This is a genomic window from Pseudomonas sp. OA65, from assembly GCF_017498305.1.
Lineage (GTDB): Bacteria > Pseudomonadota > Gammaproteobacteria > Pseudomonadales > Pseudomonadaceae > Aquipseudomonas > Aquipseudomonas zanjanensis.
The window spans coordinates 22,544-45,932 of sequence record NZ_JAGDEZ010000036.1; the positions used below are offsets into that span (position 1 = coordinate 22,544).

At 62.3% G+C, this 23,389-nt stretch carries 22 protein-coding genes; 7 read left to right on the forward strand and 15 right to left on the reverse strand.

The annotated features are described in order from the left end of the window. Positions 1-342: 342 nt before the first annotated feature. Positions 343-1,164 (reverse strand): peptidoglycan DD-metalloendopeptidase family protein, encoded by an 822-nt coding sequence (locus J3361_RS23380; RefSeq protein ID WP_207966515.1) that lies wholly within the window; start codon positions 1,162-1,164, stop codon positions 343-345. A 3-nt stretch (positions 1,165-1,167) separates the two neighbouring features. Further along, on the reverse strand, positions 1,168-2,547 hold the full coding sequence (gene xseA, locus J3361_RS23385; RefSeq protein ID WP_207966516.1) for an exodeoxyribonuclease VII large subunit: 1,380 nt from the start codon (positions 2,545-2,547) through the stop codon (positions 1,168-1,170). Between the two features lie 245 nt (positions 2,548-2,792). Between xseA and J3361_RS23390 the strand changes: the two genes are divergently transcribed. Continuing rightward, positions 2,793-3,560 carry a sulfite exporter TauE/SafE family protein gene (locus J3361_RS23390; protein ID WP_207966517.1) on the forward strand — a complete coding sequence of 256 codons (768 nt, stop codon included), beginning with the start codon at positions 2,793-2,795 and terminating at the stop codon, positions 3,558-3,560. Between the two features lie 69 nt (positions 3,561-3,629). Then, complete coding sequence (locus tag J3361_RS23395) at positions 3,630-4,178, forward strand: sugar ABC transporter ATPase (protein WP_207966518.1); 549 nt, start codon at positions 3,630-3,632, stop codon at positions 4,176-4,178. A 175-nt stretch (positions 4,179-4,353) separates the two neighbouring features. Here J3361_RS23395 and J3361_RS23400 read toward each other — a convergent pair whose 3' ends face one another. Together J3361_RS23400 and J3361_RS23405 are read right to left on the reverse strand one after the other, a co-directional pair. Beyond that, positions 4,354-7,419 carry an efflux RND transporter permease subunit gene (locus J3361_RS23400; RefSeq protein WP_207966519.1) on the reverse strand — a complete coding sequence of 1,022 codons (3,066 nt, stop codon included), beginning with the start codon at positions 7,417-7,419 and terminating at the stop codon, positions 4,354-4,356. Between the two features lie 6 nt (positions 7,420-7,425). Continuing rightward, positions 7,426-8,526 (reverse strand): efflux RND transporter periplasmic adaptor subunit, encoded by a 1,101-nt coding sequence (locus tag J3361_RS23405; protein WP_207966520.1) that lies wholly within the window; start codon positions 8,524-8,526, stop codon positions 7,426-7,428. 94 nt (positions 8,527-8,620) lie between these two features. Between J3361_RS23405 and J3361_RS23410 the strand changes: the two genes are divergently transcribed. Continuing rightward, positions 8,621-9,256 (forward strand): TetR/AcrR family transcriptional regulator, encoded by a 636-nt coding sequence (locus J3361_RS23410; RefSeq protein ID WP_207966521.1) that lies wholly within the window; start codon positions 8,621-8,623, stop codon positions 9,254-9,256. Between the two features lie 261 nt (positions 9,257-9,517). Here J3361_RS23410 and J3361_RS23415 read toward each other — a convergent pair whose 3' ends face one another. After that, positions 9,518-10,300: a class I SAM-dependent methyltransferase gene (locus J3361_RS23415; RefSeq protein WP_207966522.1), complete on the reverse strand. Its 783-nt coding sequence runs from the start codon at positions 10,298-10,300 to the stop codon at positions 9,518-9,520. A 108-nt stretch (positions 10,301-10,408) separates the two neighbouring features. On the opposite strand from J3361_RS23415, the gene J3361_RS23420 reads away from it, so the two are divergent. Then, positions 10,409-11,029 carry an energy transducer TonB gene (locus J3361_RS23420; protein ID WP_207966523.1) on the forward strand — a complete coding sequence of 207 codons (621 nt, stop codon included), beginning with the start codon at positions 10,409-10,411 and terminating at the stop codon, positions 11,027-11,029. 6 nt (positions 11,030-11,035) lie between these two features. Here J3361_RS23420 and J3361_RS23425 read toward each other — a convergent pair whose 3' ends face one another. The 7 genes from J3361_RS23425 to ppc form a co-directional block, all read right to left on the reverse strand. Further along, a complete protein-coding gene (locus tag J3361_RS23425) occupies positions 11,036-11,734 on the reverse strand; it encodes an extensin family protein (protein WP_207966524.1) in 699 nt (232 codons plus the stop codon). Positions 11,735-11,750: 16 nt separating this feature from the next. Continuing rightward, positions 11,751-12,572, reverse strand: coding sequence for an isocitrate lyase/phosphoenolpyruvate mutase family protein (locus J3361_RS23430; protein WP_207966525.1), 822 nt, complete (start codon positions 12,570-12,572; stop codon positions 11,751-11,753). 33 nt (positions 12,573-12,605) lie between these two features. After that, positions 12,606-13,466, reverse strand: coding sequence for a DUF72 domain-containing protein (locus tag J3361_RS23435; protein ID WP_207966526.1), 861 nt, complete (start codon positions 13,464-13,466; stop codon positions 12,606-12,608). Further along, positions 13,466-13,774 (reverse strand): hypothetical protein, encoded by a 309-nt coding sequence (locus J3361_RS23440; RefSeq protein WP_207966527.1) that lies wholly within the window; start codon positions 13,772-13,774, stop codon positions 13,466-13,468. The genes J3361_RS23435 and J3361_RS23440 overlap by 1 nt, the downstream gene beginning before the upstream one ends. Before the next feature lie 332 nt (positions 13,775-14,106). Then, positions 14,107-14,784 (reverse strand): tRNA (adenosine(37)-N6)-threonylcarbamoyltransferase complex dimerization subunit type 1 TsaB, encoded by a 678-nt coding sequence (tsaB, locus tag J3361_RS23445; RefSeq protein WP_207966528.1) that lies wholly within the window; start codon positions 14,782-14,784, stop codon positions 14,107-14,109. A 93-nt stretch (positions 14,785-14,877) separates the two neighbouring features. Then, complete coding sequence (gene adk / locus J3361_RS23450; RefSeq protein ID WP_207966529.1) at positions 14,878-15,528, reverse strand: adenylate kinase; 651 nt, start codon at positions 15,526-15,528, stop codon at positions 14,878-14,880. Positions 15,529-15,819: 291 nt separating this feature from the next. Next, the gene (ppc, locus tag J3361_RS23455) at positions 15,820-18,450 is read right to left on the reverse strand and encodes a phosphoenolpyruvate carboxylase (protein ID WP_207966530.1); all 2,631 of its coding nucleotides are present in this window, start codon (positions 18,448-18,450) and stop codon (positions 15,820-15,822) included. 180 nt (positions 18,451-18,630) lie between these two features. Here ppc and J3361_RS23460 point away from each other — a divergent pair, with 180 nt between their 5' ends. From J3361_RS23460 to J3361_RS23470, 3 genes are all read left to right on the forward strand, one after another. Beyond that, entirely contained in the window at positions 18,631-18,975 is a 345-nt protein-coding gene (locus J3361_RS23460) for a pilin assembly protein (RefSeq protein WP_207966531.1), read from the forward strand. Between the two features lie 286 nt (positions 18,976-19,261). Next, complete coding sequence (locus J3361_RS23465) at positions 19,262-19,675, forward strand: DUF4398 domain-containing protein (RefSeq protein ID WP_186705469.1); 414 nt, start codon at positions 19,262-19,264, stop codon at positions 19,673-19,675. A gap of 51 nt (positions 19,676-19,726) precedes the next feature. Next, positions 19,727-20,515 (forward strand): OmpA family protein, encoded by a 789-nt coding sequence (locus tag J3361_RS23470; protein ID WP_207966545.1) that lies wholly within the window; start codon positions 19,727-19,729, stop codon positions 20,513-20,515. A 210-nt stretch (positions 20,516-20,725) separates the two neighbouring features. Here the strand turns inward: J3361_RS23470 and J3361_RS23475 are convergent, their stop codons facing one another. The 3 genes from J3361_RS23475 to J3361_RS23485 form a co-directional block, all read right to left on the reverse strand. Beyond that, complete coding sequence (locus J3361_RS23475; protein WP_014336759.1) at positions 20,726-21,055, reverse strand: hypothetical protein; 330 nt, start codon at positions 21,053-21,055, stop codon at positions 20,726-20,728. Beyond that, positions 21,052-21,957: an alpha/beta hydrolase gene (locus J3361_RS23480; RefSeq protein WP_207966532.1), complete on the reverse strand. Its 906-nt coding sequence runs from the start codon at positions 21,955-21,957 to the stop codon at positions 21,052-21,054. The genes J3361_RS23475 and J3361_RS23480 overlap by 4 nt, the downstream gene beginning before the upstream one ends. Before the next feature lie 152 nt (positions 21,958-22,109). Continuing rightward, positions 22,110-23,387, reverse strand: a complete 1,278-nt coding sequence (locus J3361_RS23485) for a flavohemoglobin expression-modulating QEGLA motif protein (RefSeq protein WP_003185001.1) — start codon at positions 23,385-23,387, stop codon at positions 22,110-22,112. Between the last annotated feature and the right edge of the window lie 2 nt (positions 23,388-23,389).

Here is a 23,389-nt window from a genome sequence, read left to right on the forward strand (position 1 = left end):
CTGCGGTGCTGGCGAAGCTGGATGAGGGTGTGAGAGGTTTTCATGCTTTCAACCCTAACCGCGTGAGGAGAGGGTTGCAAGCAGTCGGAAAAAATTGAGAGAAGTTCTGCTTTTAGGAGGGTTTGCGAGATTTAATCGCGTGACTGTGCAGAATGAGTCTTAAGGATTGCGCCGATATTTAGGGCTCGGCAATTCCAAGGATGGTGGTGCCAGGGCCTACGTCTTCGCGAGCAGGCTCGCTCCCACAAGGGATCTTTGTGGTTGCCAATGTTGTGTTCACCGCAGATCCCAATGTGGGAGCGAGCCTGCTCGCGAAGAGGCCAGTAGCCTCACCACAAACACTCAGGGTTGAAACGCCCCGATAAAAATCGCCGGGTCCACGCGAGCATCATTCAAGCTGATGTTCCAGTGCATGTGCGGCCCGGTCGCCCGTCCCGTGGCGCCGACCTTGCCGACCACGGTCCCCCGGGCCAGTTGCTGGCCGACTTTCACGTCGATCTTTGACATGTGGCAGAACATGCTGATAAAGCCTTGGCCGTGGTCGACGAACACGGTGTTGCCATTGAAGAAGTAATTGCCGGTGAGGATCACCTTGCCGGCGGCTGGGGTCTTGATCGGTGTGCCGGCGGGTACGGCGAAGTCCAGGCCGGCGTGGGGGTTGCGCTCTTCTCCATTGAAGAAACGGCGCACACCGAACTTGCTCGACAGCGGACCGTTGACCGGTTTGTCCAGCAACAGGTTGCTAGGGATGTTCGGGCTGAAGCTGCGATAGGCCTTCAACTGCATCGCCAGTTCGGCGTCGATGCGCTTGAGGTCCGCCGGGTTCGGGTTGACCTGGCGTTTGTTCTTCAGGGTGATGTGCTGCTCGGGGTACTTCTTGTAGCCGACCACGAACGGCTGGGTGCTGCCGCCACTGCTGATCTGCTGGGTGCCGGGTTGGACCGTCAGCGGGATGCCGACAATTGCCAGCCAGTTGTTCTGTTCCTTGACCACCAGCACCGGCTTGCCCTGGTAACTGGCTTTCGGTGCCTTGGCTGCGCTGCCCAGGTCCACCACGGCCACGCCGCCGGGTACCGGTTTGTTCAACAAACGAGTGATGTAGCTGTCGGCGTGGGCATTGAAGGTCAGGCATAGCAAGAACAAGGGGGCGAGATATCGCGGCATGAATCAATCCAGTAAAGAAAGGGTGACCGGCGTCAGGTGATTGTCTTCGACCCGCACCAGCAGTTCGCCTTCGCCGAGCTTGGCGGTCAGGCGCTGGCCGGTCTGGGTTTGTTCGGCGCTGCGGATCGCATGGCCGCGCTCGTCGAGCAAAATGCTGTAGCCGCGACCGAGGGTCGCCAGGGGGCTGACGATGTGCAGCGTCTGCATCTGGTTGTGCAATTGCACGCGTCGCGTCTTGAGCCCTTCGCGCATGGCCCGGGGCAGGCGTTCGGCGAGGCTGTCCAGGCGCTGGTGCAACATCGCCAGTTGGCGTCCCGGATGCTGCCCGGCCAGGCGGGTTTCCAGGCGGATCAGCCGTTCGCGGCGAGTATTGAGGCTGCGTTCGAAGGCCCGGCGCATGCGCATGTCCAGGTCGTCGAGGCGTTGGGCCTGCTGGCGCAGGCGTTCACCGGGATGGCGCAGGCGTCGGGTAAGACCTTCGAGGCGCAGTTGATCGCGCATCAGCCGGTCGCGCATGCGCATCACCAACCGGCGATGCAGGCTTTCGACCCGGCGCACCAGGTCGCCGGCATCTGGCGCCAGCAGCTCGGCGGCGGCGGACGGAGTCGGCGCGCGGACGTCGGCGACGAAGTCACTGATGGAGACATCGGTTTCATGGCCCACGGCGCTGACGATCGGCGTGACGCAGGCATCCACCGCCCGGGCCACGGCTTCTTCGTTGAAGCACCACAAGTCTTCCAGCGAACCGCCGCCCCGGGCCAGGATCAGCGCATCGAAACCGCGGGCATCGGCCAGTTTCAGGGCGCGGACGATTTGCGCGGTGGCTTCGCGGCCTTGCACGGCGGTGGGAATCAAAGTCAGGGATATCTGCGGCGCGCGGCGGCGGAACACGCTGATGATGTCGCGGATCACCGCGCCGGTGGGTGAACTGATGATGCCAATGCGTTGTGGATGGGCCGGCAACGGCACCTTGCGCTCGGCGCTGAACAGGCCCTCGGCGCTGAGCTTTTCCTTCAGGGCATCGAAGGCCAGGCGCAGGGCGCCATCGCCGGCCGGTTCCACGGTGTCGAGGATCAGTTGATAGTCGCCACGACCTTCGAACAGCGAAACCTTGCCGCGCACCTTCACCGCCAGCCCGTCCTTCAAGGCTTGGCGCACCCGTGCGGCGTTCTGTCGGAACAGCGCGCAACGCACCTGGGCGCCGCTGTCCTTGAGAGTGAAATACACATGGCCTGAGGCGGGGCGGGCGAGGTTGGAGATCTCGCCCTCGACCCAGATGTTGCTGAACACGTCTTCAAGCAACACCCGCGCACGGCCGTTGAGCTGGCTGACAGTCAGGACCTCGCGGTCCAGGCCCAGTCGGGCAAAGGGATCTTTAATCATGGGCGGCATAATAAGGGCATTTGTGGCTGAATCTCCATGTGTACAGAGAATTAGACCGAGTCGCCTGCATCGCGAGCAGGCTCGCTCCCACAAGGGTTCTGCGTCGTACACAGCATTTGAATCCAATGGAAATCCAATGTGGGAGCGAGCCTGCTCGCGATAGCGGTGGTGCAGCCACCATAAATGCTGGATATGCCCCCGACCTCTGGCTAAAGTCCCGGCTCTCCTCATCAAAGAAGTGCCGGATGAATCTTCTCCCATGGTTGGGCCAGTGGGCATTTGCCCCGATGGAATGGCTGGTGATCGCCTCGGCCATTGCCCTGGCCTACATCGTGTTCGGCATCGCCGGGTTCGGCACGGCGCTGGTGGCCGCGCCCGTCCTGCTGTTGTTCATGCCCCTGTCGAAAATCGTCCCGCTGCTGGTCTTGCTCGATTTTGTCGCGGCCTTCGGCAACCTGTTGCCATCGCGGCGGGACGTGTCCCGGCCGGAGCTGCTGCGGTTGCTGCCCTGCATGGCAGTGGGCTGCACGCTGGGGGTGATTTTCCTGCTCAACCTCAAGTCGGATCTGTTGCTATTGTTGATGGGGCTGTTCATCTGCGCTTATGCGATCTACAGCCTGTTGATAAAAACCCGGCCCGCGCAGTTGTCTTCATTGTGGGCGTTCCCGATGGGCACGGCGGGTGGGATGTTCGGGGCGTTGTTTGGCAGTGGCGGCTTTTTGTATGCGATCTACCTGAACAGTCGCCTGCCCAAGGACCCGGCCCGGGCCACGCAAAGTGCCCTGATCAGTTGCAGCACCGTGGTGCGCTTGAGCCTGTTTATCGTCGCCGGGGTGTATGCCGAGCTACCCTTGTTGGCACTGGCGCTGTGTTTGTTGCCGGCCATGGCGCTGGGTCTGTGGGTAGGTCGTCGCCTGACCATGAGGTTGTCGCGCGAGGCGTTCGTGCGCTTGGTGACTTGGCTGGTGCTCGCCAGCGGCATTGCCTTGATCGGGCGTTACTTGAGTGCTTGACCTGGCCCAGCCAGGGATTAAGCTGCCGGCCCTTTATAAGATCCGCCAGGGAAACCGCCAGGCCTCGCCATGAATTCGCAAAGCATCATCGTCCCGAAAATTTCCACCCTGCCGGTCCACGAGCCTCGGGCCCGGGCGATCGTGCGCTGGCTGGTGCGCAAGAATATCGTCGAAGAACAACTGACCACTTGCGGGCGCACCGGCAATCGCATGGCCCATGCCATCGCCCCCGGTGCCCGCGCGGTGGTCATGCACCCCGAAGCCTTGCCGTTCGGCGAGTCGATCAATGGCCTGGAGATCATCACCAAGCGCTGCATCTATACGCCGGCCAAGGGCTTTCTTGAAGAAGCCGGTTGCGCCGAGTGTCGCCGGGAGATTGGTGAGGCGCTGTTCGAAAGCCTGGAGGAGTGGATGCCAGGGCGCACCGACAACTTCACCTGTCCCGAGTGCGGGCATGAAGATGACATCAACGGCTTCCTGTTCCTGCAGCCGTGCGGCTTCTCCAACCTCGGGTTCATCTTCAACAACTGGCTGGAGGCGGGGTTCAAGCAGGAGTTCATCGATGAATTCGCCGATTGGCTGGATCAGCCGGTGAGTTGGGTGAAGGTGGAGTTGTAGCGAGGACACCCAAACGCTGTGGCCAGGAACACACAGCCCTTGTGGAATGGAATACAAACCCTGTGGCGAGGAGCTTGCTCCCGCTGGGCTGCGCAGCGGCCCCAAGCTTTTGCGGTTGCTGCGCAACCGAGCGGGAGCAAGCTCCCTCGCCACAGGTTAGGTGTACACCTGTTGATCAGGTTTTCTTGACCCTGAACCACGCCGCATACAACGCCGGCAGGAACAACAGCGTCAACGCCGTGGCCACGATCAGGCCGCCCATGATCGCCACCGCCATCGGGCCGAAGAACAAACTGCGCGACAGCGGGATCATCGCCAGCACCGCCGCCAGTGCGGTGAGCACGATGGGGCGAAAACGCCGCACCGTGGCTTCGATGATCGCCTGCCAAGGCGCCAGCCCGGCCTTGATGTCCTGCTCGATCTGGTCCACCAGGATCACCGAGTTGCGCATGATCATCCCCGACAGCGCAATGGTGCCGAGCATGGCGACGAAGCCGAACGGCTGGCGGAACACCAGCAGGAACAGCGTGACGCCGATCAACCCCAGGGGCGCGGTGAGAAACACCATGGCCGTGCGGGAGAAACTGCGCAGTTGCAACATCAGCAATGTCAGCACCACCACGATGAACAACGGCACGCCGGCATTTACCGATTTCTGGCCACGGGCCGAATCCTCCACCGTACCGCCCACTTCCAGCAAGTAACCGTCTGGCAGCTCGGCGCGAATCGGGTCCAGGGTCGGGAAGATCTGTGCCACCAGCGTCGCTGGTTGCTCCTTGCCGTAGATATCGGCCCGTACGGTCACGCTCGGCAGTCGATTGCGGTGCCAGATCACACCCTCCTCGAAACCATATTCCAAGGTGGCGATCTGCGACAGGGCAACACTTTTACCGTTGTCGGTCGGCACTGCCAGGCTTGGCAGCAACGACAACTCGGTGCGCTCATGCACCGTACCGCGCAGCAAAATTTCGATCAGTTCGTTGTCTTCCCGATACTGGCTGACGCTGGAGCCGGTGAGGGAGCTGCGCAGGAAGCTCGCCAGGTGGGTGGTGCTGACGCCCAGCGCCCGGGCACGGTCCTGGTCAACATTGAGGTACACCACCTTGCTCGGTTCCTCCCAGTCCAGATGCACGTTGACCACGTAGGGGTTTTCGCGAACCTTTGTCGCCACTTTCCGCGCCAGTACCCGGACTTCTTCGATGTGTTCACCCGTGACGCGGAACTGCACCGGATAGCCGACCGGCGGGCCGTTTTCCAGGCGCGTGACCCGCGAGCGCAGGGTCGGGAATTGCTCGTTCAGCGTGGTGATCAACCAACTGCGCAACGGCTCTCGGTCTTCGATGGTCTTGGCCAGCACCACGAACTGGGCGAAGCTGGAGGCCGGCAGTTGTTGGTCCAGGGGCAAGTAAAAACGCGGTGAACCGGTGCCGACATAAGCCACATAATTGTCGATGCCGGCATGGTCCTTGAGCAGCGCTTCCAGGCGCTTGACCTGCTCGGCGGTATTGCTCAGGGAGGCGCCTTCCTGCAGCTTCAAGTCGACCATCAGCTCCAGCCGCCCCGATGCCGGAAAGAACTGCTGCGGCACGAAACGGAACAGCACCACCGAGCCGACGAATAACAGCACGGTCAGCAGGATGACGGTTTTGCGGCGACGCACGCACCACTCCACCATCCGTCGGACACGCCGATAGAACGGCGTACCGTAAGGGTCGGTCTGGCCGTCAGTCGTGCCATGTTTGGCCGCGTGAATTTTCGCCAGGTCCGGCAGGAGCTTTTCCCCCAGATACGGCACGAACACCACCGCAGCCACCCAGGAGGCGAGCAACGCCAGGGTCACCACCTGGAAAATCGAGCGGGTGTATTCGCCGGTGCCCGATTGCGCGGTGGCGATCGGCAGGAAGCCCGCCGCCGTAATCAAGGTACCGGTGAGCATCGGGAATGCGGTGCTGGTCCAGGCGAAGCTGGCCGCCTTGATCCGGTCGAAGCCCTGCTCCATCTTGATCGCCATCATTTCCACCGCGATGATCGCGTCGTCCACCAGCAACCCCAGGGCCAATACCAGCGCACCGAGGGAAATCTTGTGCAGGCCGATCCCCAGGTAATACATCGCGGCGAAGGTCATCGCCAACACCAGCGGAATCGCCAGGGCCACCACCATCCCGGTGCGCAACCCGAGGGAGAAGAAGCTCACCAGCAATACAATCGTCAGCGCTTCGACCAGCACCCGGACGAACTCACCGACCCCGGTCTTTACCGCCGCGGGTTGATCCGACACCTTGCGCAGTTGCATGCCGGCCGGGAGGGTGTTCTGGATGCGGGCGAAGTCAACTTCCAGGGCCTTGCCCAGAATCAGGATGTCCCCGCCTTCCTTCATCGCGACGGCCAAGCCGATGGCGTCCTCGCCCATGAAGCGCATGCGTGGCGCCGGCGGGTCGTTGAAACCACGGCGCACGTCCGCCAGATCACTGATACGGAACGTCCGGTCGCCGACCCGGATGGGGAAGTTGCGGATCTCTTCCACGGTCTGGAAATTCCCCGAAACCCGTAGCTGCAAGCGCTCGCTGCTGGTTTCGAAGAAGCCGGCGGTAGAGACGGTGTTCTGTTCCTCAAGGGCCTGCTGGACCGCCGCCAAGGGCAGGCCGAGGGTCGCCAGCTTCACATTCGACAGCTCGATCCAGATTTTCTCGTCCTGCAACCCGAGCAGTTCGACTTTGCCCACGTCCTTGACCCGTTGCAGTTGCAGCTGGATGCGATCGGCGTAGTCCTTGAGCACGGCGTAGTCGAAGCCGTCGCCGGTCAGTGCGTAGATATTGCCGAAGGTGGTGCCGAACTCATCGTTGAAAAACGGCCCCTGGATACCCGGTGGCAAGGTGTGGCGGATATCGCCGATTTTTTTGCGCAACTGGTACCACAACTCGGGAATCTGCGCCGAATGCAGCGAGTCGCGGGCCATGAAGGTCACCTGGGACTCCCCCGGCCGGGAGAACGAGACGATCCTCTCGTAGTCACCGGTTTCCATCAGTTTCTTTTCGATGCGCTCAGTGACTTGTCGCGAAACTTCCTCGGCCGTGGCGCCTGGCCACGTGGTGCGGATCACCATCGCCTTGAAGGTGAACGGCGGGTCTTCGCTCTGGCCGAGCTTGGTGTAGGAAAGCGCGCCGACGATGGCCAGCAACAGCATCAGGAACAGTACGATCTGGCGGTTACGCAGCGCCCATTCGGAAAGATTGAAGCCCATCGCGGATTACTCCTTGGCCGTCAGGTTGACCAAACGGTTGGAGCGATCCACTGGCCGCACCTGCTGGCCGTCGAGGAGCACATGCACGCCAGCCGCCACCACCCAGTCATCGGGGCTGAGGCCTTCCAGTACCGGCACAGTCCTCTCGCCGAAGGGGCCGACCCGCACCGGGACTTTCTTCAAGGTGTTGTTGGCGTTGACCACCCAGACATAGGTTGCGCCGTTTTCCGCGGTCAACGCTGACAAGGGCACCGACAGCGGTACGTTGTCGGTGGTCTGGATAAACACCCGGGCACTTTGGCCCAGTTCCGCCGGAACACTGCCGGCGGTGAAGGCCACGCGGGCGGCGAAGGTGCGGGACTTGGGGTCGGCAGCCGGCGACAGCTCACGAATACGCCCGCTGAAGCGCTGGTCAGGCTGGCTCCACAGTTCGACCGACACCGGCTGGCCGATCTTGAACCGGCCGAAGCCCTGTTCCGGCAGGCTGATCAACACCTCGCGCTCGCCATCGGTGGCCAGGGTGAAGACTGTTTGCCCGGCCGAGACCACCTGCCCGACTTCCACGGAGCGCCGGGCTACCACGCCATCCTGGGGCGCACGCAGCACCGAATAGCTGGCCTGGTTGTTGGCGACATCGAACTCGGCCTTGATCTGTTTGAGCCGCGCAGTGCCGGAGCGGTAAAGGTTTTCAGCGTTGTCGTACTGCGAACGGCTGACCATCTGCCGCTCCATCAAGGTCTTGTAGCGGTCACGTTCGGCACGGACCAGGTTCAGGTTGGCCTCGGCGGCGGCGACCTGGGCACGGGTCGCTTCCAGTTGCAGGCGCACGTCCTCGGGATCGAGTTCGGCCAGCGGTTGATTGGCCTTGACCCGCTGCCCCTCTTCCACCAGTCGCCGGCTCACCTTGCCGCCAATGCGAAAGGCCAGTTCAGGCTCGAAACGTGCCCGCACTTCGCCCGGGTAACTGTCCATCGCCTGGGCCGACGGCTCAGGCTTGACCACCATGGCGGGACGCACGGCGACGGGCACCGGCTCGTCATGACCGCACGCAGACAATAAAAAAACCAGGGCGGCTGGCAGGGCGAGGGGCAGGACATAGCGGAACATGGCGAGTGACCTTTCGCTAATGGTGCTTGGAATAATTATACTGGCGAGTATGTTATTAATAGCAAACTCACCAGTCCAGTATTAAAAGCGAAGAATGTCGAACAATCCTCCAACACCCAGCGGCCCTGGTCGCCCCAAGGACCTGGCCAAGCGCCAGGCCATTCTCGACGCGGCGAAACGCCTGTTCCTGAGGATGGGCTACGCCAATACCAGCATGGACGCCGTTGCCACCGAGGCGGGGGTTTCGAAGCTGACGGTCTACAGCCATTTCAACGACAAGGAGACGCTGTTTTCCGCTGCCGTGATGGCCAAATGTGAAGAGCAGGTGCCGTCGCTGTTTTACGAATGGCCGGACGGTGTTCCGATCGAACATGTGTTGCTGAATATTGCCCGCGGGTTCAATCAATTGATCAACAGCGATGAGTCGTTGAACCTGCATCGCCTGATCATGGCCTTGGGCAGCCAGGACCCGAAGCTGTCGACGATTTTCTACGAAGCCGGTCCGCAGCGGATGCTCTCAGGCATGGAGCGGCTGCTGAGCAAGGTCAACCAGAGCGGCGCCCTGAGCATCGATAAACCGCGCAATGCCGCCGAGCATTTCTTCTGCCTGATCAAGGGTGCGGCGAACTTCCGCTTGTTGATTGGCTGCGCCCCGACCCCGGAACCTGAAGCCGCCGAGGCCCATGTGCAGGAAGTGGTGGGGTTGTTCATGCGGGCTTATCGGCCGTAGGCCAGCCAGTGGGATTTTCGCTGGCCGTCAGGGCCTCATCGCGAGCAGGCTCGCTCCCACAGGGCTTGATGAACACCACAGATCCAATGTGGGAGCGGGCTTGCTCGCGAAGACGGCGGCCTATTCAACACCTTCACCAACTGACCCACCGCTTTCGCGAGCAAGCCCGCTCCCACAGTTTGATCGACGGGGTTCACAGAATCAGCGCCCGCCACCGGCCCCTGTGGGAGCGAGCCTGCTCGCGATGCAGGCAACTCGGTCTCAAGGCTTGAGCGCTTTCTTCGGATAGATGTCATAGCGACTGGACTTGCCATCCAGCCCATGGCTCGGCTTCGGCCCTTCGATGCAGGGAGCTTTGCGCGGGCGCTTGACCACCACTCGGTGCGTCGCCAGGGCCAGGGCCGCGGCGAGCAGCGCCGGGGCGTCCGGGTCATCGCCCACCAGGGGCCGGAACAGGCGCATTTCCTTCTTCACCAGGGCAGTTTTCTCACGATGAGGGAACATCGGGTCGAGGTAGATCACCTGGGGCGGTTCGCCTTCCCAGTTGCGCATCACCTCGATGGAATTGCCCTTGAGCAAACGCATGCGCGCCACGATCGGCGCCACGTCGAAGTCCTCTGCGCCACGGGCCAGGCCATCCTCCAGTAAGGCACCGATCAGCGGCTGACGCTCGATCAGGCTCATTTCGCACCCAAGGCTGGCCAGCACGAACGCGTCCTTGCCCAACCCGGCCGTGGCATCCAGCACCCGCGGACGAACGCCCTGGGCAATCCCGACCGCCTTGGCGATCATCTGGCCGCTGCCGCCGCCGTACAGACGCCGATGGGCCGCCCCGCCTTCGACGAAGTCCACGCGCACCGGGCCTGGCGCATCCGGCCCCAACTGCTGCAACTGCAACCCCTGTTCACCGACCTGCAAGGCAAACTCGCCATCGTCCACTTGCAAAGGCAGGCCAAGCCGCTCGGCCCAGTGCTCGGCCTGCGGTTGAAAGGCTGGGGCCAAGGCCTCGACATGGATGCGGCAGACCGCGGGTTGCTCACTCATGGAAGTTGTTCATTCATGGAAACATGCTCAAAAAATTAAGGATCGGCAAAAACGGCCGATAACAACGGTGAACGGCATTTTGCCAGAGCTGAGCGTCGACCGAGAAAAATGTCAGACATTCAATCCACATCGATAGGCGTTATCTCCCCTTACGGCGATTACAGCCTGCGTAACACCCAAGCGCTGAGCGGCGTCAGTCACCTGTGGCAGGATTTTTTTGCCCGGGCCCTGGCCGATCAACTGGGTGATAACGCACCGGCACCTGGCAGCTACCAGCCAGAGCCCCTTGATGAGGCCGTTGAACCGACCCTCGGCGCCGAACTCCTGGCGCACATCGTCAGCCAGCGCACCTGCGAAGTGATCGAAACACCGGTCAAGCCGCCAGAGCCGCTGTTCTTGCCCATCGCCGAATTCGAACTCGACCTGCTGGACAAACCCTTTCCGCCGTTCCCGCCAGAAGAAATCGCTGCCCAGCAAAAGCAGCAGACCTTCGAAAGCAGCTGGGTCCGCCCACTCGTCCTCACCGCCGGTCAACCGCTGCCGGAACCGGGCCCGGCGCCACAACCGCGTGCATTGCACTTGCCAATTGCCGAGTTCGAACTCGACCTGCTGGACAAGCCATTCCCGCCGTTCCCGGAAGAGGAATTGGTGGCACAGCAAAAACAACTGGACTTCGATACCCGCTGGGCACGTCCGATCGTGCTGCAGAACCTGCGCATCGCCGCCTGAGGCTTATCAACGACAGATCCACCATGGCCCCACATCCAGATGAAAATGGTTGCGGTGTGCCGCGTTGTAATCCGGGCTCAAGACCACACTGAACATATCGCAGGCGCCATCCCGAGCCTGACGCAAAAAGCGCGCATCGGCCGTGTCCTTGGGCCAATCCCTGAGCACGCTGATCGTGCGCCCATCGGCCAGGCGAAACCCGGCGATGTCCAGCGCGCTGGCGGTGGCGTGCTGACTGCGCGCCCCACTCTCACGCCCGTACATGTTGCGGCAGGCGAAACTGCCGAGGTGGTCGACCCGCGTCACTTTCTGCCCGTAGACCGCCATTGCCGCCGGCTGCAACCCGTGACGCTCGAACAGCGCGAACGCCACGGCCAGCGGGCAACTGGCGAGGAAGCTGCTGCTCAACGCCACCTCACCACCCTGGACCCGCAACACATTGGTCAACGGGCATGTGGTATTGGCGCCGCTGTCGGCCTGGCGCACGGTGCGCAGGCCCGACGTGGCAAGGGCCTGGTCACACAGCTGCGGGTCGTTGCGCAGGGCCATGAGCTTGAAGCGGGTCAGCAAGTTGGGCGCCAGGTTGACGTCCAACGGCGCCCAGGGATTCCATTGGGGCGGCAGCGCCACCCAGCCGCGCCATACCCCCAGCACGGCAACGCCCACGAGCAGCGCCACGACCGCAAGAACTTTCAAAAACCGCACGACGTTGCCTCGGGCATCAACCCTTGAATAATTGGTTGGCCTGCTTGAACGGCATCGAGCGGCGCGTGAAGGTGAATGTGCCCTGCTCCTGGATCTCCTCGGCGGCGCGGAAGAACTCGCCATACGCGGCCAGGGCCAGCGCCGAGCCGACACTGATGCGCTTGACGCCCAGCTCGCTCAACTGCGCCACCGTCAGGTCCAGCGCCCCGGACATCAGCACGTTCACCGGTTTTGGCGCCACGGCCTGCACCACCGCGAGGACTTGTTCGGCGCTGCTCAGCCCCGGGGCGTACAACACGTCGGCCCCCGCGTCCGCGAAGGCCTTCAGCCGGCGAATGGTGTCGTCCAGGTCGGGATTGCCGTGCAGGAAGTTTTCCGCCCGGGCCGTCAGCAAGAATGGAAACGGCAAGCTGCGCACGGCCTCGGCGGCAGCCTTGACCCGTGCCACGGCATGGTCAAAACAATAGATCGGGCTGTCTTCACGCCCCGTGGCGTCCTCGATCGAACCACCCACCGCGCCGGCCTCTGCCGCTCGGAGCAGGCTACGGGCGCACTCATCGGGGGCATCGGCAAAACCGTTCTCCAGGTCGACGGCCACCGGCAGGTCAGTGGCCGCGACAATCGCCCGCACGTTGGCCAGCGTGTCCTCCAGGCCTAGCGCGCCATCGGGGCGGGCCAGGGAAAAGGCGTGGCCGGCACTGGTGGTCGCCAAGGCTTCAAAGCCGAGGCTGGCGAGCATCTTGGCCGAACCGGCGTCCCACGGGTTGGGAATGACAAAAGCCCCTTCGCGTTCGTGCAAGGCCTTGAACGCCTGGGCTCGACGAATGTGCGCTTCCATGTAGTTCGCTCCTGAGCAGAGAGGGAATGGGCCTCAGAGCAAACCCAGTTGCTCGGCGGCGGGCTCTCTATATAGCGCAGGCAGCGCCGGCAAGCCAGGCAAACGGCTCATCAAGCGCTCGTGAAAGCGTTGCGCGAGCCGGGCCGCCAGGACGTTGTCGGCGGTGTGCAGGAAGACATAGGGTGTGCGCCCTTCTTCGATCCAGCCGGCGATTTTCTCCACCCACGGCGTCAGGAACGGCTCGTTGGCTTCGAGCACCGGATGACCGATGAAACGCACTTGCGGACATTGGGTGAACGCCGCGGGCCGGGGCGGCACGCGGGGCTTTTTCGATTGTGCGTGGAGCACGGCGGGATCAAGGGAGGTGCAACTGAACAAGGCTCGGGGATCGAGGCAAATGCGTTCGACGCCACGATCGAGCAACAGGCGATTGAGCCGCCGTTCGGCGTCGCCCTTGGCAAAAAAATCGTCGTGTCGGACCTCCACGGCCAAGGGACGCTGCAAGGCATCGATGAACCCCGCCAGCTCCGGCAAGCGATTCGGCGTGAAGGCCTTGGACAATTGCAGCCAATACGGCGCAACGCGCTCGCCCAAGGGGCTGAGCAACTGCAGGAAGGTTTCGGTGGCCGTCAGGCGCTCGCGCAGATCACCATTGTGGCTGATGTCGCCAGGAAACTTGGCAGTGAAACGAAAGTGCTCGGGCATGATCTCGGCCCAGCGCTGCACGGTGGCTGCAGACGGGCTGGCATAGAAGGTCGTATTGCCTTCTACGGCATTGAACACTTGGGAATAGAGATCGAGGAAGTCGGTGCTTTTCGCATCCTGGGGATAAAGGTAATCACGCCAGGCGTTTTCGCTCCAGGACGGACAGCCCAGGTAGTAAGGCAAGACCATCAGATGTAGAGATCGAGTCCCAGCACTTCCATATCCCAATCGACGAAACCGGCGGTGCTCAGGTAGCTTGCCAGTGCCGTGGAGACACTGCGGCTCATCGCACGGTGATAAAGCATGTCTTGCTGACGGGCGGGGAGATTGCTCAAGCGTTGTGCGGAGGCTTTGGCGGCACGGGCGGCCAGTTGCTCTTCAGACGGAAATTCCAGTTCGCCATCGATGTCATCGAAGTTTTCCGGCTCGGTGGCTTTACCCGCACGAGGCCGACGCTTGATGGGGTAGGACTGGGATGAAACGCCGTCTATACGCATGACAGAATGCTCGGTATCAATGATGGCAATTTAGCGGCACTTTCGCAGCCGCGCAAATGCGCAAGTGATAACTAGAACACATAAAGTCAAAAAGGTTTAAAAACGGGCGGAAAAAGTGACGACTGGCATTATTTGAGTGTGACTTTTTGCGGCGAAAATGACTTTGTGGCGAGGGAGCTTGCTCCCGCTGGGCTGCGAAGCGGCCCCAAAAAAATTGGTTTCAATCTGGCAAGATAAGGTGCGAATGAAATTTTAGGGCCGCTTCGCGCCCCAGCGGGAGCAAGCTCCCTCGCCACAACTGTGCCCACTTGGGAATGCGGTCAAGTCTGGGTTTACCGCTCGGACTTGGGGGTTGCGACTTTGTCCCGCAGGTACACCGGCTGCGCATCATCGGCTGGAATGGCCTCGCCGCGTTCCCAGGCGAAACGTGCCAGGGCCAGCAGGTCCTCGGCATGGGGCAGCATCGAGGCGTCCTGGCCGATGAGGCTGACACCGATCCGCTCGCCATAGCCCCAACCGGTGCCGGCGCCGAACCAATCACCGCTGGCATCGCCCGGCAACGCCGCCGCTTCGGGCGGCAACACCGCTTCAGCACCGACCAGGCGCATCTCGCCGTCGGTTTCGCGGTAGCAGCCCCAGTACACCTCATCCATGCGCGCATCGATGGCCGCGGCGACCTGGCGGGCACCTTGTTCACGCAAGGCACGCTGGGCCAGCACCGCCAGGTTCGATACCGGTAGCACCGGGCGCTCCAGGGCAAATCCCAGCCCTTGCACTACGCCGATGGCGATGCGCACGCCAGTAAAAGCCCCTGGCCCACGACCGAAGGCAATCGCGTCCACCGCCTGCAAGGTTGTGCCGGCGTCGCTCAACAGTTTCTGGATCATCGGCAGCAGCTTCTGCGCATGCAGGCGCGGGATCACCTCGTAATGGCTCGTGACCTTGCCGTCGTGCAGCAAGGCAACGGAGCAAGCTTCAGTCGCGGTGTCCAGGGCCAGCAAGGTGCTCATCGATGTGTCCGTCAATCAGGTGAAAAAAAGTGCGCCAGTATAAACAACTACGGCCCGCAAGCGGGCCGTAGTTGATGCAACTGATAAGGCTTTTCAGCTCAGCGCTTCAAGCACCTTGCCGGTGATCGCATCGACCGAGCCAACGCCCGGGATGTGGCTGTACTTCGGCTTGCCGCCGGTTTTCTCGGACAGCTTCTGGTAAAAGTCCACCAGCGGCTTGGTCTGGGAATGGTAGACCGACAGGCGATGACGCACGGTTTCTTCGGTGTCGTCCTTGCGCTGCACCAGCTCTTCGCCCGTCACGTCGTCCTTGCCGGCGACTTTTGGCGGGTTGTAGACAGTGTGATAGACACGGCCGGACGCTTCGTGAACGCGACGGCCGGCAATGCGCTGGACAATTTCTTCGTCATCAACGGCGATCTCAACCACGTGATCGAGCTCGACACCGGCAGTCACCAGGGCTTCAGCCTGGGGAATGGTGCGCGGGAAGCCATCGAACAGGAAGCCGTTGGCGCAATCGGCTTGAGCGATGCGATCCTTGACCAGGGCGATGATCAGGTCATCCGACACCAGGCCGCCGGCATCCATGATGCTCTTGGCTTGCACGCCCAGTGGGGTGCCCGCCTTGACTGCGGCACGCAGCATGTCGCCGGTGGAGATTTGCGGGATACCGAATTTCTCGGTGATGAACTTTGCCTGAGTACCTTTACCGGCCCCGGGAGCTCCCAGCAGAATGACGCGCATCGATGTGCTCCTCAATTTTTTTATGTAAAACGCTCGGATTCGCCTCGTGGGGCCAATCTTCGAAAAACTGGATCGTGACCGCCCAAACGGCCAAAGGCTGATCAAGATACACAGCAGGCCCGACCCACACAAGCCGCCGAAAGTCGGAGGAACCCGCCCCCGATACGACCTTCGGAGGGGGTAGCAAGCGTCGCAACCGGGCAACAGACTGTCGCCTGGCCGACCTGCTCCCTCCTCCTGCGGACAACGCCCGGGAACGCCGGGCGAGCCGTTTCGGTGCGCTGCCTGATCTTAGCCGGTATTGCGCAGACCGGCGGCAATCCCCGCCACAGACACCAGCAATGCCTGTTCCACGGGGCTGCCTTGGGCAACATCCTGCTGCCGTGAGCGCGCCAACAGTTCGGCCTGCAACAGGTGCAACGGATCGAGGTAGGTGTTGCGCAGACGGATGAATTCCAGCGTGGCTGGGCTATGTGCCAGTAGCTGCGACTGACCGGTCAAACCAAGCACCACCGTGCAGGCCTGCGACAATAGGTCGCGTAAATGCGCCCCCAAAGGCAGCAGCCCAGGTTCCACCAAACGCTCGTCATAAGAGCGGGCGATATCGGCGTCGGCCTTGGCCAGCACCATCTCCAGCATGTCGATGCGAGTCCGGAAGAACGGCCATTGCTCGCGCATCTGCCCCAGCAACTCGCCTTCGCCACGCTCCAAGGCCTTGCTCAGTGCGGTTTCCCAGCCGAGCCAGGCCGGCAACATCAGGCGGGTCTGGGTCCAGCCGAAGATCCACGGGATCGCCCGCAGGCTTTCGATGCCACCGGCCCGACGCTTGGCCGGACGGCTGCCCAGCGGCAGGCGCCCGAGTTCCTGCTCGGGGGTGGACTGGCGGAAGTACTCGACAAATTGCGGGTTCTCGCGCACCACGGCGCGGTAGGCGTTGACGCCATCGGCAGCCAATTCGTCCATCAGGTGTCGCCACTCGGGCGTGGGTGGCGGCGGTGGCAGCAACGTCGCTTCAAGCACCGCGGCGAGATACAGGTTGAGGTTCTGTTCGGCGATGTCCGGCAGGCCGAATTTGAAACGAATCATTTCGCCCTGCTCGGTGGTGCGGAAACGCCCGGCCACCGAGCCCGGTGGCTGGGACAGGATCGCCGCGTGCGCCGGACCGCCACCACGGCCCACGGTGCCGCCACGACCGTGGAACAACAACAGTTCGACTTGCTGCTCGCGGCAGATGTCCACCAGCCGTTCCTGGGCCCGATACTGCGCCCAGGCCGCCGCCGTGGTCCCGGCATCCTTGGCCGAATCGGAATAGCCGATCATCACTTCCTGCGGACCCTGCAGCCGTGAGCGATAGCCCGGCAGGAGCAACAGCCGCTCGATCACCGGCCCGGCGTTATCCAGGTCAGCCAGGGTCTCGAACAGCGGCACCACCCGCATCGGCCGCAACACCCCGGCGTCCTTCAACAACAATTGCACAGCGAGGACATCGGACGCCGCGCCGGCCATGGAGATCACGTAGGAACCCAGGGACGCCGCCGGCGCCGCGGCCACTTCCCGGCACGTCGCCAACACTTCCGCCGTGTCGGCCGAGGGCTTGAAATGGGCCGGAAGCAGTGGACGCCGGTTGTTCAGCTCCTCCAGCAAAAAGCTGATGCGCTGCTCCTCGTTCCAATCCTCATAGCGACCCAGGCCCAGGTAGTCGGTGATTTCCGTCATGGCGGCGGTATGGCGCGTCGAGTCCTGGCGCACATCGAGGCGCACCAGGAACAAGCCGAAGGTCACCGCCCGTCGCAGGCAATCGAGCAGCGGCCCATCGGCAATCACGCCCATGCCGCATTCGTGCAGGGAGTGGTAGCACAGCTCAAGGGGATCCAGCAGTTCGCGGTTGTGCTGCAACACCTCGGCGCCTGGCGGCGTGGCGGCACTCAAGGAGGCGTGGGCCCAGTTGCGGGTGGCGCGCAGGCGTTCACGCAGTTGCTTGAGCACGGCGCGATACGGTTCGGCGCTGTCGCCGGCCTGGGCCCGCAGGGCCTCGCTGGCGTTTTGCATGGACAGCTCGGCCGCCAGTTGGTCGACGTCACGCAGGTACAGATCCGCCGCCATCCACCGCGCCAATAACAGCACCTCGCGGGTCACGGCGGCGGTGACATTCGGGTTGCCGTCACGGTCGCCGCCCATCCACGAGGCAAAGCGGATCGGCGCGGCCTCCAGCGGCAGGCGCAGCCCGGTGGCGGCATGCAGGGCCTGGTCGGCCTTGCGCAGGTAATTGGGGATGGCCTGCCACAGCGAATGCTCGATCACCGCGAACCCCCACTTGGCCTCGTCCACCGGGGTCGGCCGGGTACGGCGAATTTCTTCGGTGTGCCAGGCTTCGGCGATCAAGCGTTGCAGGCGCTCGTGGATCTGCGCGCGCTCGGCGCTGGTCAGGTCGCGGTGATCCTGGGCCGCCAGTTGCGCGGCGATGGCGTCGTATTTCTGGATCAGCGTACGGCGGGCAACTTCCGTGGGGTGGGCGGTGAGGACCAGTTCGATTTCCAGGCGTCCCAACTGTCGGGCCAGGGCCTCGGCGCCATGGCCTTCGGCCCGCAGCCGGGCAAGCAACTCAGGCAGGACCCGTGCCTCGAAAGGCGCCGGTTGCGATTCTTCGCGGCGATGGATCAGTTGGTACTGTTCAGCGATGTTGGCGAGGTTGAGGAACTGGTTGAACGCCCGCGCCACCGGCAGCAATTCGTCCTCGCTCAGTTGGTTGAGGCTGGCGCTGAGTTCGGCATCCACGGAACCGCGCCGGTCAGCCTTGGCGCCCTTGCGGATCTGCTCGATCTTGTCGAGAAACGTGTCTCCGTACTGTTCGCGGATGGTATTGCCCAGCAGTTCGCCGAGCAGGTGGACATCCTCGCGCAAGCGGGCATCGATATCGGTCATCAGCATTTCTCCAGCAAAAAAGTCCGGACAGCTCTTGGCCTAGAGAGTGCCGATGCCCGCCGCTTATGACAAGCGACGAAGGGACTTTAAACCTTGCACAACAAAGCTAGTCTCATGGGTAAGCCACGCAACGGCTTGTCACTCACCGCGCCTGCCACGAGCAGGCTGATTGAGGTCATCATGAAAATTCGTGAACTTGCCCAGCATTGGGAAGAAAACGCCAAGGGCCACCTGACCCAGACGGGTTACACGATCCATTTGGATGTCGAAGCCGCCGCACGCCTGGCAGCGATCTGCGACATGTACCCCAAGCGCCAGCCCGAAGAGCTGCTGGGCGAGTTGATCGGGGCGGCGCTGGAGGAGCTGGAAGCCAGCTTTCCCTACATCAAGGGCTCGCAGGTCGTCGCCACCGATGAAGAAGGCGACCCGCTGTACGAAGACGTGGGCCCGACCCCACGATTCCTCGCCCTGTCGCGCCGGCATCTGCACGAACTTTCCTCGCAGAACGACAAATCCAAACACTGATTCCCTTCACTCCAGGTTGCGGTTTTCCGGCGCGGGGCCTTTCCCACCTACGCCGGGAATACCGCTGCGCGCCTTGAAAGTTCAGCTTTTCTGTCGCTGACCGATCAGTCAGTAATTCTTTTGGCGAATGGCCATCCTCGCTGAACTTTTGAAAAACGCCTCGGGTCACACCGAGTAACCATACTGGAACGGTCGTTTAAATAAACGCGCCTTGGCGCCAACACCAAACCAGACGTCATGGCTTCGGTCCCAGCATGGATTTGTCGTTTTTTTCAGGAGTTTTCCAATGGAGTTGAAGCCTATGAATACCTGCACTGCCAAACCCTCATCCAGTGGCCTGCGCGGCTTGAAGTTGGCTGCCCTGGCGATCGGTAGCAGCTTCATTCTCGCCGGTTGCGCCGGTAATCCACCTTCGGAGCAGTACGCGGTGACCCAATCGGCGGTCAACAGCGCCGTCAGCGCCGGTGGTACCGAATTTGCCGCCGTGGAAATGAAATCGGCCCAGGACAAGCTCAAGCAAGCCGAAATCGCCATGCATGACGAAAACTACGAAGAAGCCAAGCGACTGGCCGAACAAGCCGAGTGGGATGCCCGCGTCGCCGAGCGCAAGGCCCAGGCCGCCAAGGCCGAGCAAGCCCTCAAGGATTCTCAGAAAGGGGTTCAGGAACTGCGTCAGGAAGGCATGAACAAGGTTCAGTAAACCGTTCACGCCACGACGTACTTCTCATTGATAAAAGGACGACAGACTATGATGCACAAACATTTCATGATGCCCGCCCTGCTTGCTGCCTGCGTAGCCCTGGCCGCTTGCTCCCACGACCCGAACGCCAACCTGGAACAGGCGCGCACCAACTATAACGGCCTGCAAGCCGACCCGGCGGCGACCAAAGTGGCGGCCCTGGAAACCAAGGACGCGGCGGACTTCCTGGCCAAGGCCGACAAGGCCTACCTGGACAGGGAAGACGAAGCCAAGGTCGACCAACTGGCCTACCTGACCAACCAGCGCGTCGAAGTGGCCAAGCAGACCATCGCCCTGCGCAACGCCGAAGCCGAACTGAAAAACGCCGGCGACGAACGCGCCCGTGCCCTGCTCGACGCGCGCAACGCGCAGATCAAGCAACTGCAAGACAGCCTCAACGCCAAGCAGACCGAACGCGGTACGCTGGTGACTTTCGGCGACGTGCTGTTCGCCACCAACAAGTCCGACCTGCGCGCCAGCGGCATGACGAATGTGAGCAAATTGGCGCAGTTCCTCCAGGAAAACCCGGACCGCAAGGTGATCATCGAAGGCTACACCGACAGCACCGGCTCGGACTCCTACAACCAATCGCTGTCCGAACGCCGCGCCAGCTCCGTGCGTACCGCCCTGGTGAAAATGGGCGTAGACCCGGCTCGCATCGTGACCCAGGGCTATGGCAAGGAATTCCCGGTGGCGGATAACACCAGCGTCTCGGGCCGAGCCATGAACCGTCGCGTGGAAGTGACCATCTCCAACGACAACCAGCCAGTGGCCCCGCGCTCGACCATGAGCGCCAACTGATCGGCTGAGTGCAACAAAAAAGCCCCGCCTGGTTTCTATCAGGCGGGGCTTTTTCATGGCCGTACACATTGTGTCGAGTCGGTCATATTCCCTGTGGGAGCGAGCCTGCTCGCGATAGAGGTGCTTCAGTCAACACCTATGTCGACTGACCTGACGCCTTCGCGAGCAAGCCCGCTCCCACAGGGGATTTGTGGTGTCGTTGGGATTGGATTACGGCTGAAGCTTCTGCGGCGTTTCCTGCCCCATGCAACGTACCGCGCGTTTCTTCTCGTTGATCAACACGCCGGTCAGGCCTTTCTGTTCGGTGTCGAACAGGACCAGCACACCGTCGATGCACTGGGCGACCTGGGGGGCCGGTTCCAGGGACACCTTGTAGTCCTCGCCCGGCACGGTCTTGAGCATGGTGAACTGGTTGAGCAGCAACGCATCCTCGGGCTTGGCGAAGTGCAGGTAACCGTAGTACCAGAGCACCCCCACGGTGCCGAGGATGCTGCAGATACCGGTGATGATCAGGGGGATGGCGTTACGTTCTTCGCTCATTGCGGGTTCTCTGGTGGTTCAACGGGTGATTTCGGGTAGTTCGGGACCTCGCCCAGGCGGCGCAGGCCATCGAAGTGCTGGGGATCGTCGAGGTAGCGCAGCATCACGGTGCGCCAGGTCGGGTCGGCGAAGGTTTGCACATGGCCACCGCGCGTCAACTGCAGGACCCGCGGCGGCGGCGCAGCTTGATACAAGCGGATGCCGTTGGAAAGGGGCACGATGGGATCGTCGAGGCTGTGGTAGATCAATTTCGGCACGCCATTCAATTGCGCCACGGAGCTGATCGCGCTGTCACCGTCCGGCACCAGCCAGGACAACGGCACCTGGAACGGCCAGGTCAGCCACGAGGTACTCAGGGCAAAACGCCCGACGTCGCGATAGCTGGCGGGCACGCCATCGAGCACCAGGGCCTTGAGCTGCCGTTGCCGCTGGGGATGTTCGACCAGGTAATGCACCGCCAGCGCGCCGCCCAGGCTCTGGCCGAGCAGCACCAGCGGCTTGCCCTGGACCTCGGGCGACTGGTCGAGCCATTGGAAGGCCGCGTCGATGTCCTGGTAGATCGCCGGCAGGCTCGGCTCGCCTTCGGACACGCCATAACCCCGATAATCGACCATCAACACTTGGTAGCCCTGCTCTGGCAACCACCAGCTCCCGCCCAGGTGCCAGGCCAGGTTGCCGCCGTTGCCGTGCAGGTGCAGCACCGTACCCTTGACCTCCACCCCCGGTTTGACCGGCAGCCACCAGCCGTGGAGCTTGAGACCGTCAGCGGTGGTCAGGGTGACGTCGCGGTACTCGAGCTTGGCCCGCGCCGGGGTAAACGGCAGGCCGCGTTCGGGGTAGAACAGCAGGGAGCTGCAACCGCCCAGGGCCAGCAGCAGGCAGATGATGCCGAGGGTTCGCATCCGGTGAAGCCTCGCAAAAAATCAGGGTTGGAACACCATTCCTGTGGGAGCGAGCCTGCTCGCGAAAGCGGTACTGCAGTCAACATTGATGTTGAATGTTCAATCGCTTTCGCGAGCAGGCTCGCTCCCACATTTTTCGGACAGTGTGATGCTCAAAGAATATTGGAATAATCCGCTTCGATCCGGTCCAGGCTCAGGTGGTTCAGGAAGTTGGAGAAACACATCCAGGCCGACAGGGCGTTCATGTCACGGAACTGCTCGGGCAAATATTTAGGCGGTACGACCAGGCCTTCGTCCACCAACTGGCGCAACGTGCGCATGTCCTCGAGGGTGGTCTTGCCGCAGAACAGCAGCGGCACCTGCTCCAGCTTGCCTTTGCGCACGGCCAGCTGAATGTAGTTGTAAACCATGATGAAGCCCTTGAGGTAGGACAAGTCTTTGGTGAATGGCAGCCCGGTGGGCACCGAGCCACGGAACACCCGACTGGCGTTGCCGTAGCTTTCGGCCATTTCAAAACCCTGCTCGCGGAAGAACTCGAAGACCTGCAGGAAATCGGCGCCCTCCTCCACCATGTGAATGGCCCGGGTGCGGTTGGTCAGTTTGCGCAGGCGACTCGGGTAAGAGGCGAAGGTGATGATCTCCATCAGGATCGCCAGGCCCTCCTGGGTCACCGTGGACGAGGGCGGGCCCTTGGACAGGAAGGTGCAGATCGGCTGGTTCAACCCATTGAGGGTGGTGCCGACGTGCACCAGCCCTTCGTGGACCTCCAGCGCCCGTACGTCGCGCTCGTTGAACATCGCATCGGTGCGGATCTTGATGTAGTCGGCGCCCGCCGCCGCGTCGGCGACGATACCGTCGGACTCGAACACGCGGATGGTTTCCTCGGCTTCGCCGAACACCCGGTTGAGGCGATGCTGCAACAGGCTGACGGCTTCCTTGGCACTGAGGACTTTCGGCTCGTCCTTGAGGTCGCCACGGCCATCGATGTTGTTCAGGTAGTCGGAGAGCATCAAGCCCAGGTCGGCCAGGGTCGGGTCGCCGGCGTGGAACGCATCGGAGGCGGCGCCATAGAGTTCCTGGGAGATCAGCCCGAAATCCTCGGTGCCACGCGCTTCGAGCATGCGCACCACCATGCGGTATTCCTTGCACATGCGGCGCATGATCTGGCCCACCGGGTTGAATTGCCCCAGTTGGCGGGTGATGTCGCGCTCGATGTTCTGGAACTCCAGCTTCACTTTGCTGGAATCGAAGGACAGCGGCCGGTTGAGGTAATAGTCGCGATCCACCGCGGGCATTTCCTTGCCCTTGGCCTTGAGAAACCCCTTACGAATGTTCTCGTCCCACTTCACCGCGTCGAGAATGCGAATCGGCGTTTGCGCCAGCACAATGCGATCGGACAAGGTGCGTATCGTCTGCTGGTAATCGTCCACCC

What these genes read in the sequence shown, in the direction of transcription:
- J3361_RS23380 (WP_207966515.1), bottom strand. Translation starts at nt 1,164, where the DNA reads ATGCCGCGATATCTCGCCCCCTTGTTCTTGCTATGCCTGACCTTCAAT.
- xseA (WP_207966516.1), bottom strand. Translation starts at nt 2,547, where the DNA reads ATGATTAAAGATCCCTTTGCCCGACTGGGCCTGGACCGCGAGGTCCTG.
- J3361_RS23390 (WP_207966517.1), top strand. Translation starts at nt 2,793, where the DNA reads ATGAATCTTCTCCCATGGTTGGGCCAGTGGGCATTTGCCCCGATGGAA.
- J3361_RS23395 (WP_207966518.1), top strand. Translation starts at nt 3,630, where the DNA reads ATGAATTCGCAAAGCATCATCGTCCCGAAAATTTCCACCCTGCCGGTC.
- J3361_RS23400 (WP_207966519.1), bottom strand. Translation starts at nt 7,419, where the DNA reads ATGGGCTTCAATCTTTCCGAATGGGCGCTGCGTAACCGCCAGATCGTA.
- J3361_RS23405 (WP_207966520.1), bottom strand. Translation starts at nt 8,526, where the DNA reads ATGTTCCGCTATGTCCTGCCCCTCGCCCTGCCAGCCGCCCTGGTTTTT.
- J3361_RS23410 (WP_207966521.1), top strand. Translation starts at nt 8,621, where the DNA reads ATGTCGAACAATCCTCCAACACCCAGCGGCCCTGGTCGCCCCAAGGAC.
- J3361_RS23415 (WP_207966522.1), bottom strand. Translation starts at nt 10,300, where the DNA reads ATGAGTGAGCAACCCGCGGTCTGCCGCATCCATGTCGAGGCCTTGGCC.
- J3361_RS23420 (WP_207966523.1), top strand. Translation starts at nt 10,409, where the DNA reads ATGTCAGACATTCAATCCACATCGATAGGCGTTATCTCCCCTTACGGC.
- J3361_RS23430 (WP_207966525.1), bottom strand. Translation starts at nt 12,572, where the DNA reads ATGGAAGCGCACATTCGTCGAGCCCAGGCGTTCAAGGCCTTGCACGAA.
- J3361_RS23435 (WP_207966526.1), bottom strand. Translation starts at nt 13,466, where the DNA reads ATGGTCTTGCCTTACTACCTGGGCTGTCCGTCCTGGAGCGAAAACGCC.
- J3361_RS23440 (WP_207966527.1), bottom strand. Translation starts at nt 13,774, where the DNA reads ATGCGTATAGACGGCGTTTCATCCCAGTCCTACCCCATCAAGCGTCGG.
- tsaB (WP_207966528.1), bottom strand. Translation starts at nt 14,784, where the DNA reads ATGAGCACCTTGCTGGCCCTGGACACCGCGACTGAAGCTTGCTCCGTT.
- adk (WP_207966529.1), bottom strand. Translation starts at nt 15,528, where the DNA reads ATGCGCGTCATTCTGCTGGGAGCTCCCGGGGCCGGTAAAGGTACTCAG.
- ppc (WP_207966530.1), bottom strand. Translation starts at nt 18,450, where the DNA reads ATGACCGATATCGATGCCCGCTTGCGCGAGGATGTCCACCTGCTCGGC.
- J3361_RS23460 (WP_207966531.1), top strand. Translation starts at nt 18,631, where the DNA reads ATGAAAATTCGTGAACTTGCCCAGCATTGGGAAGAAAACGCCAAGGGC.
- J3361_RS23465 (WP_186705469.1), top strand. Translation starts at nt 19,262, where the DNA reads ATGGAGTTGAAGCCTATGAATACCTGCACTGCCAAACCCTCATCCAGT.
- J3361_RS23470 (WP_207966545.1), top strand. Translation starts at nt 19,727, where the DNA reads ATGCACAAACATTTCATGATGCCCGCCCTGCTTGCTGCCTGCGTAGCC.
- J3361_RS23475 (WP_014336759.1), bottom strand. Translation starts at nt 21,055, where the DNA reads ATGAGCGAAGAACGTAACGCCATCCCCCTGATCATCACCGGTATCTGC.
- J3361_RS23480 (WP_207966532.1), bottom strand. Translation starts at nt 21,957, where the DNA reads ATGCGAACCCTCGGCATCATCTGCCTGCTGCTGGCCCTGGGCGGTTGC.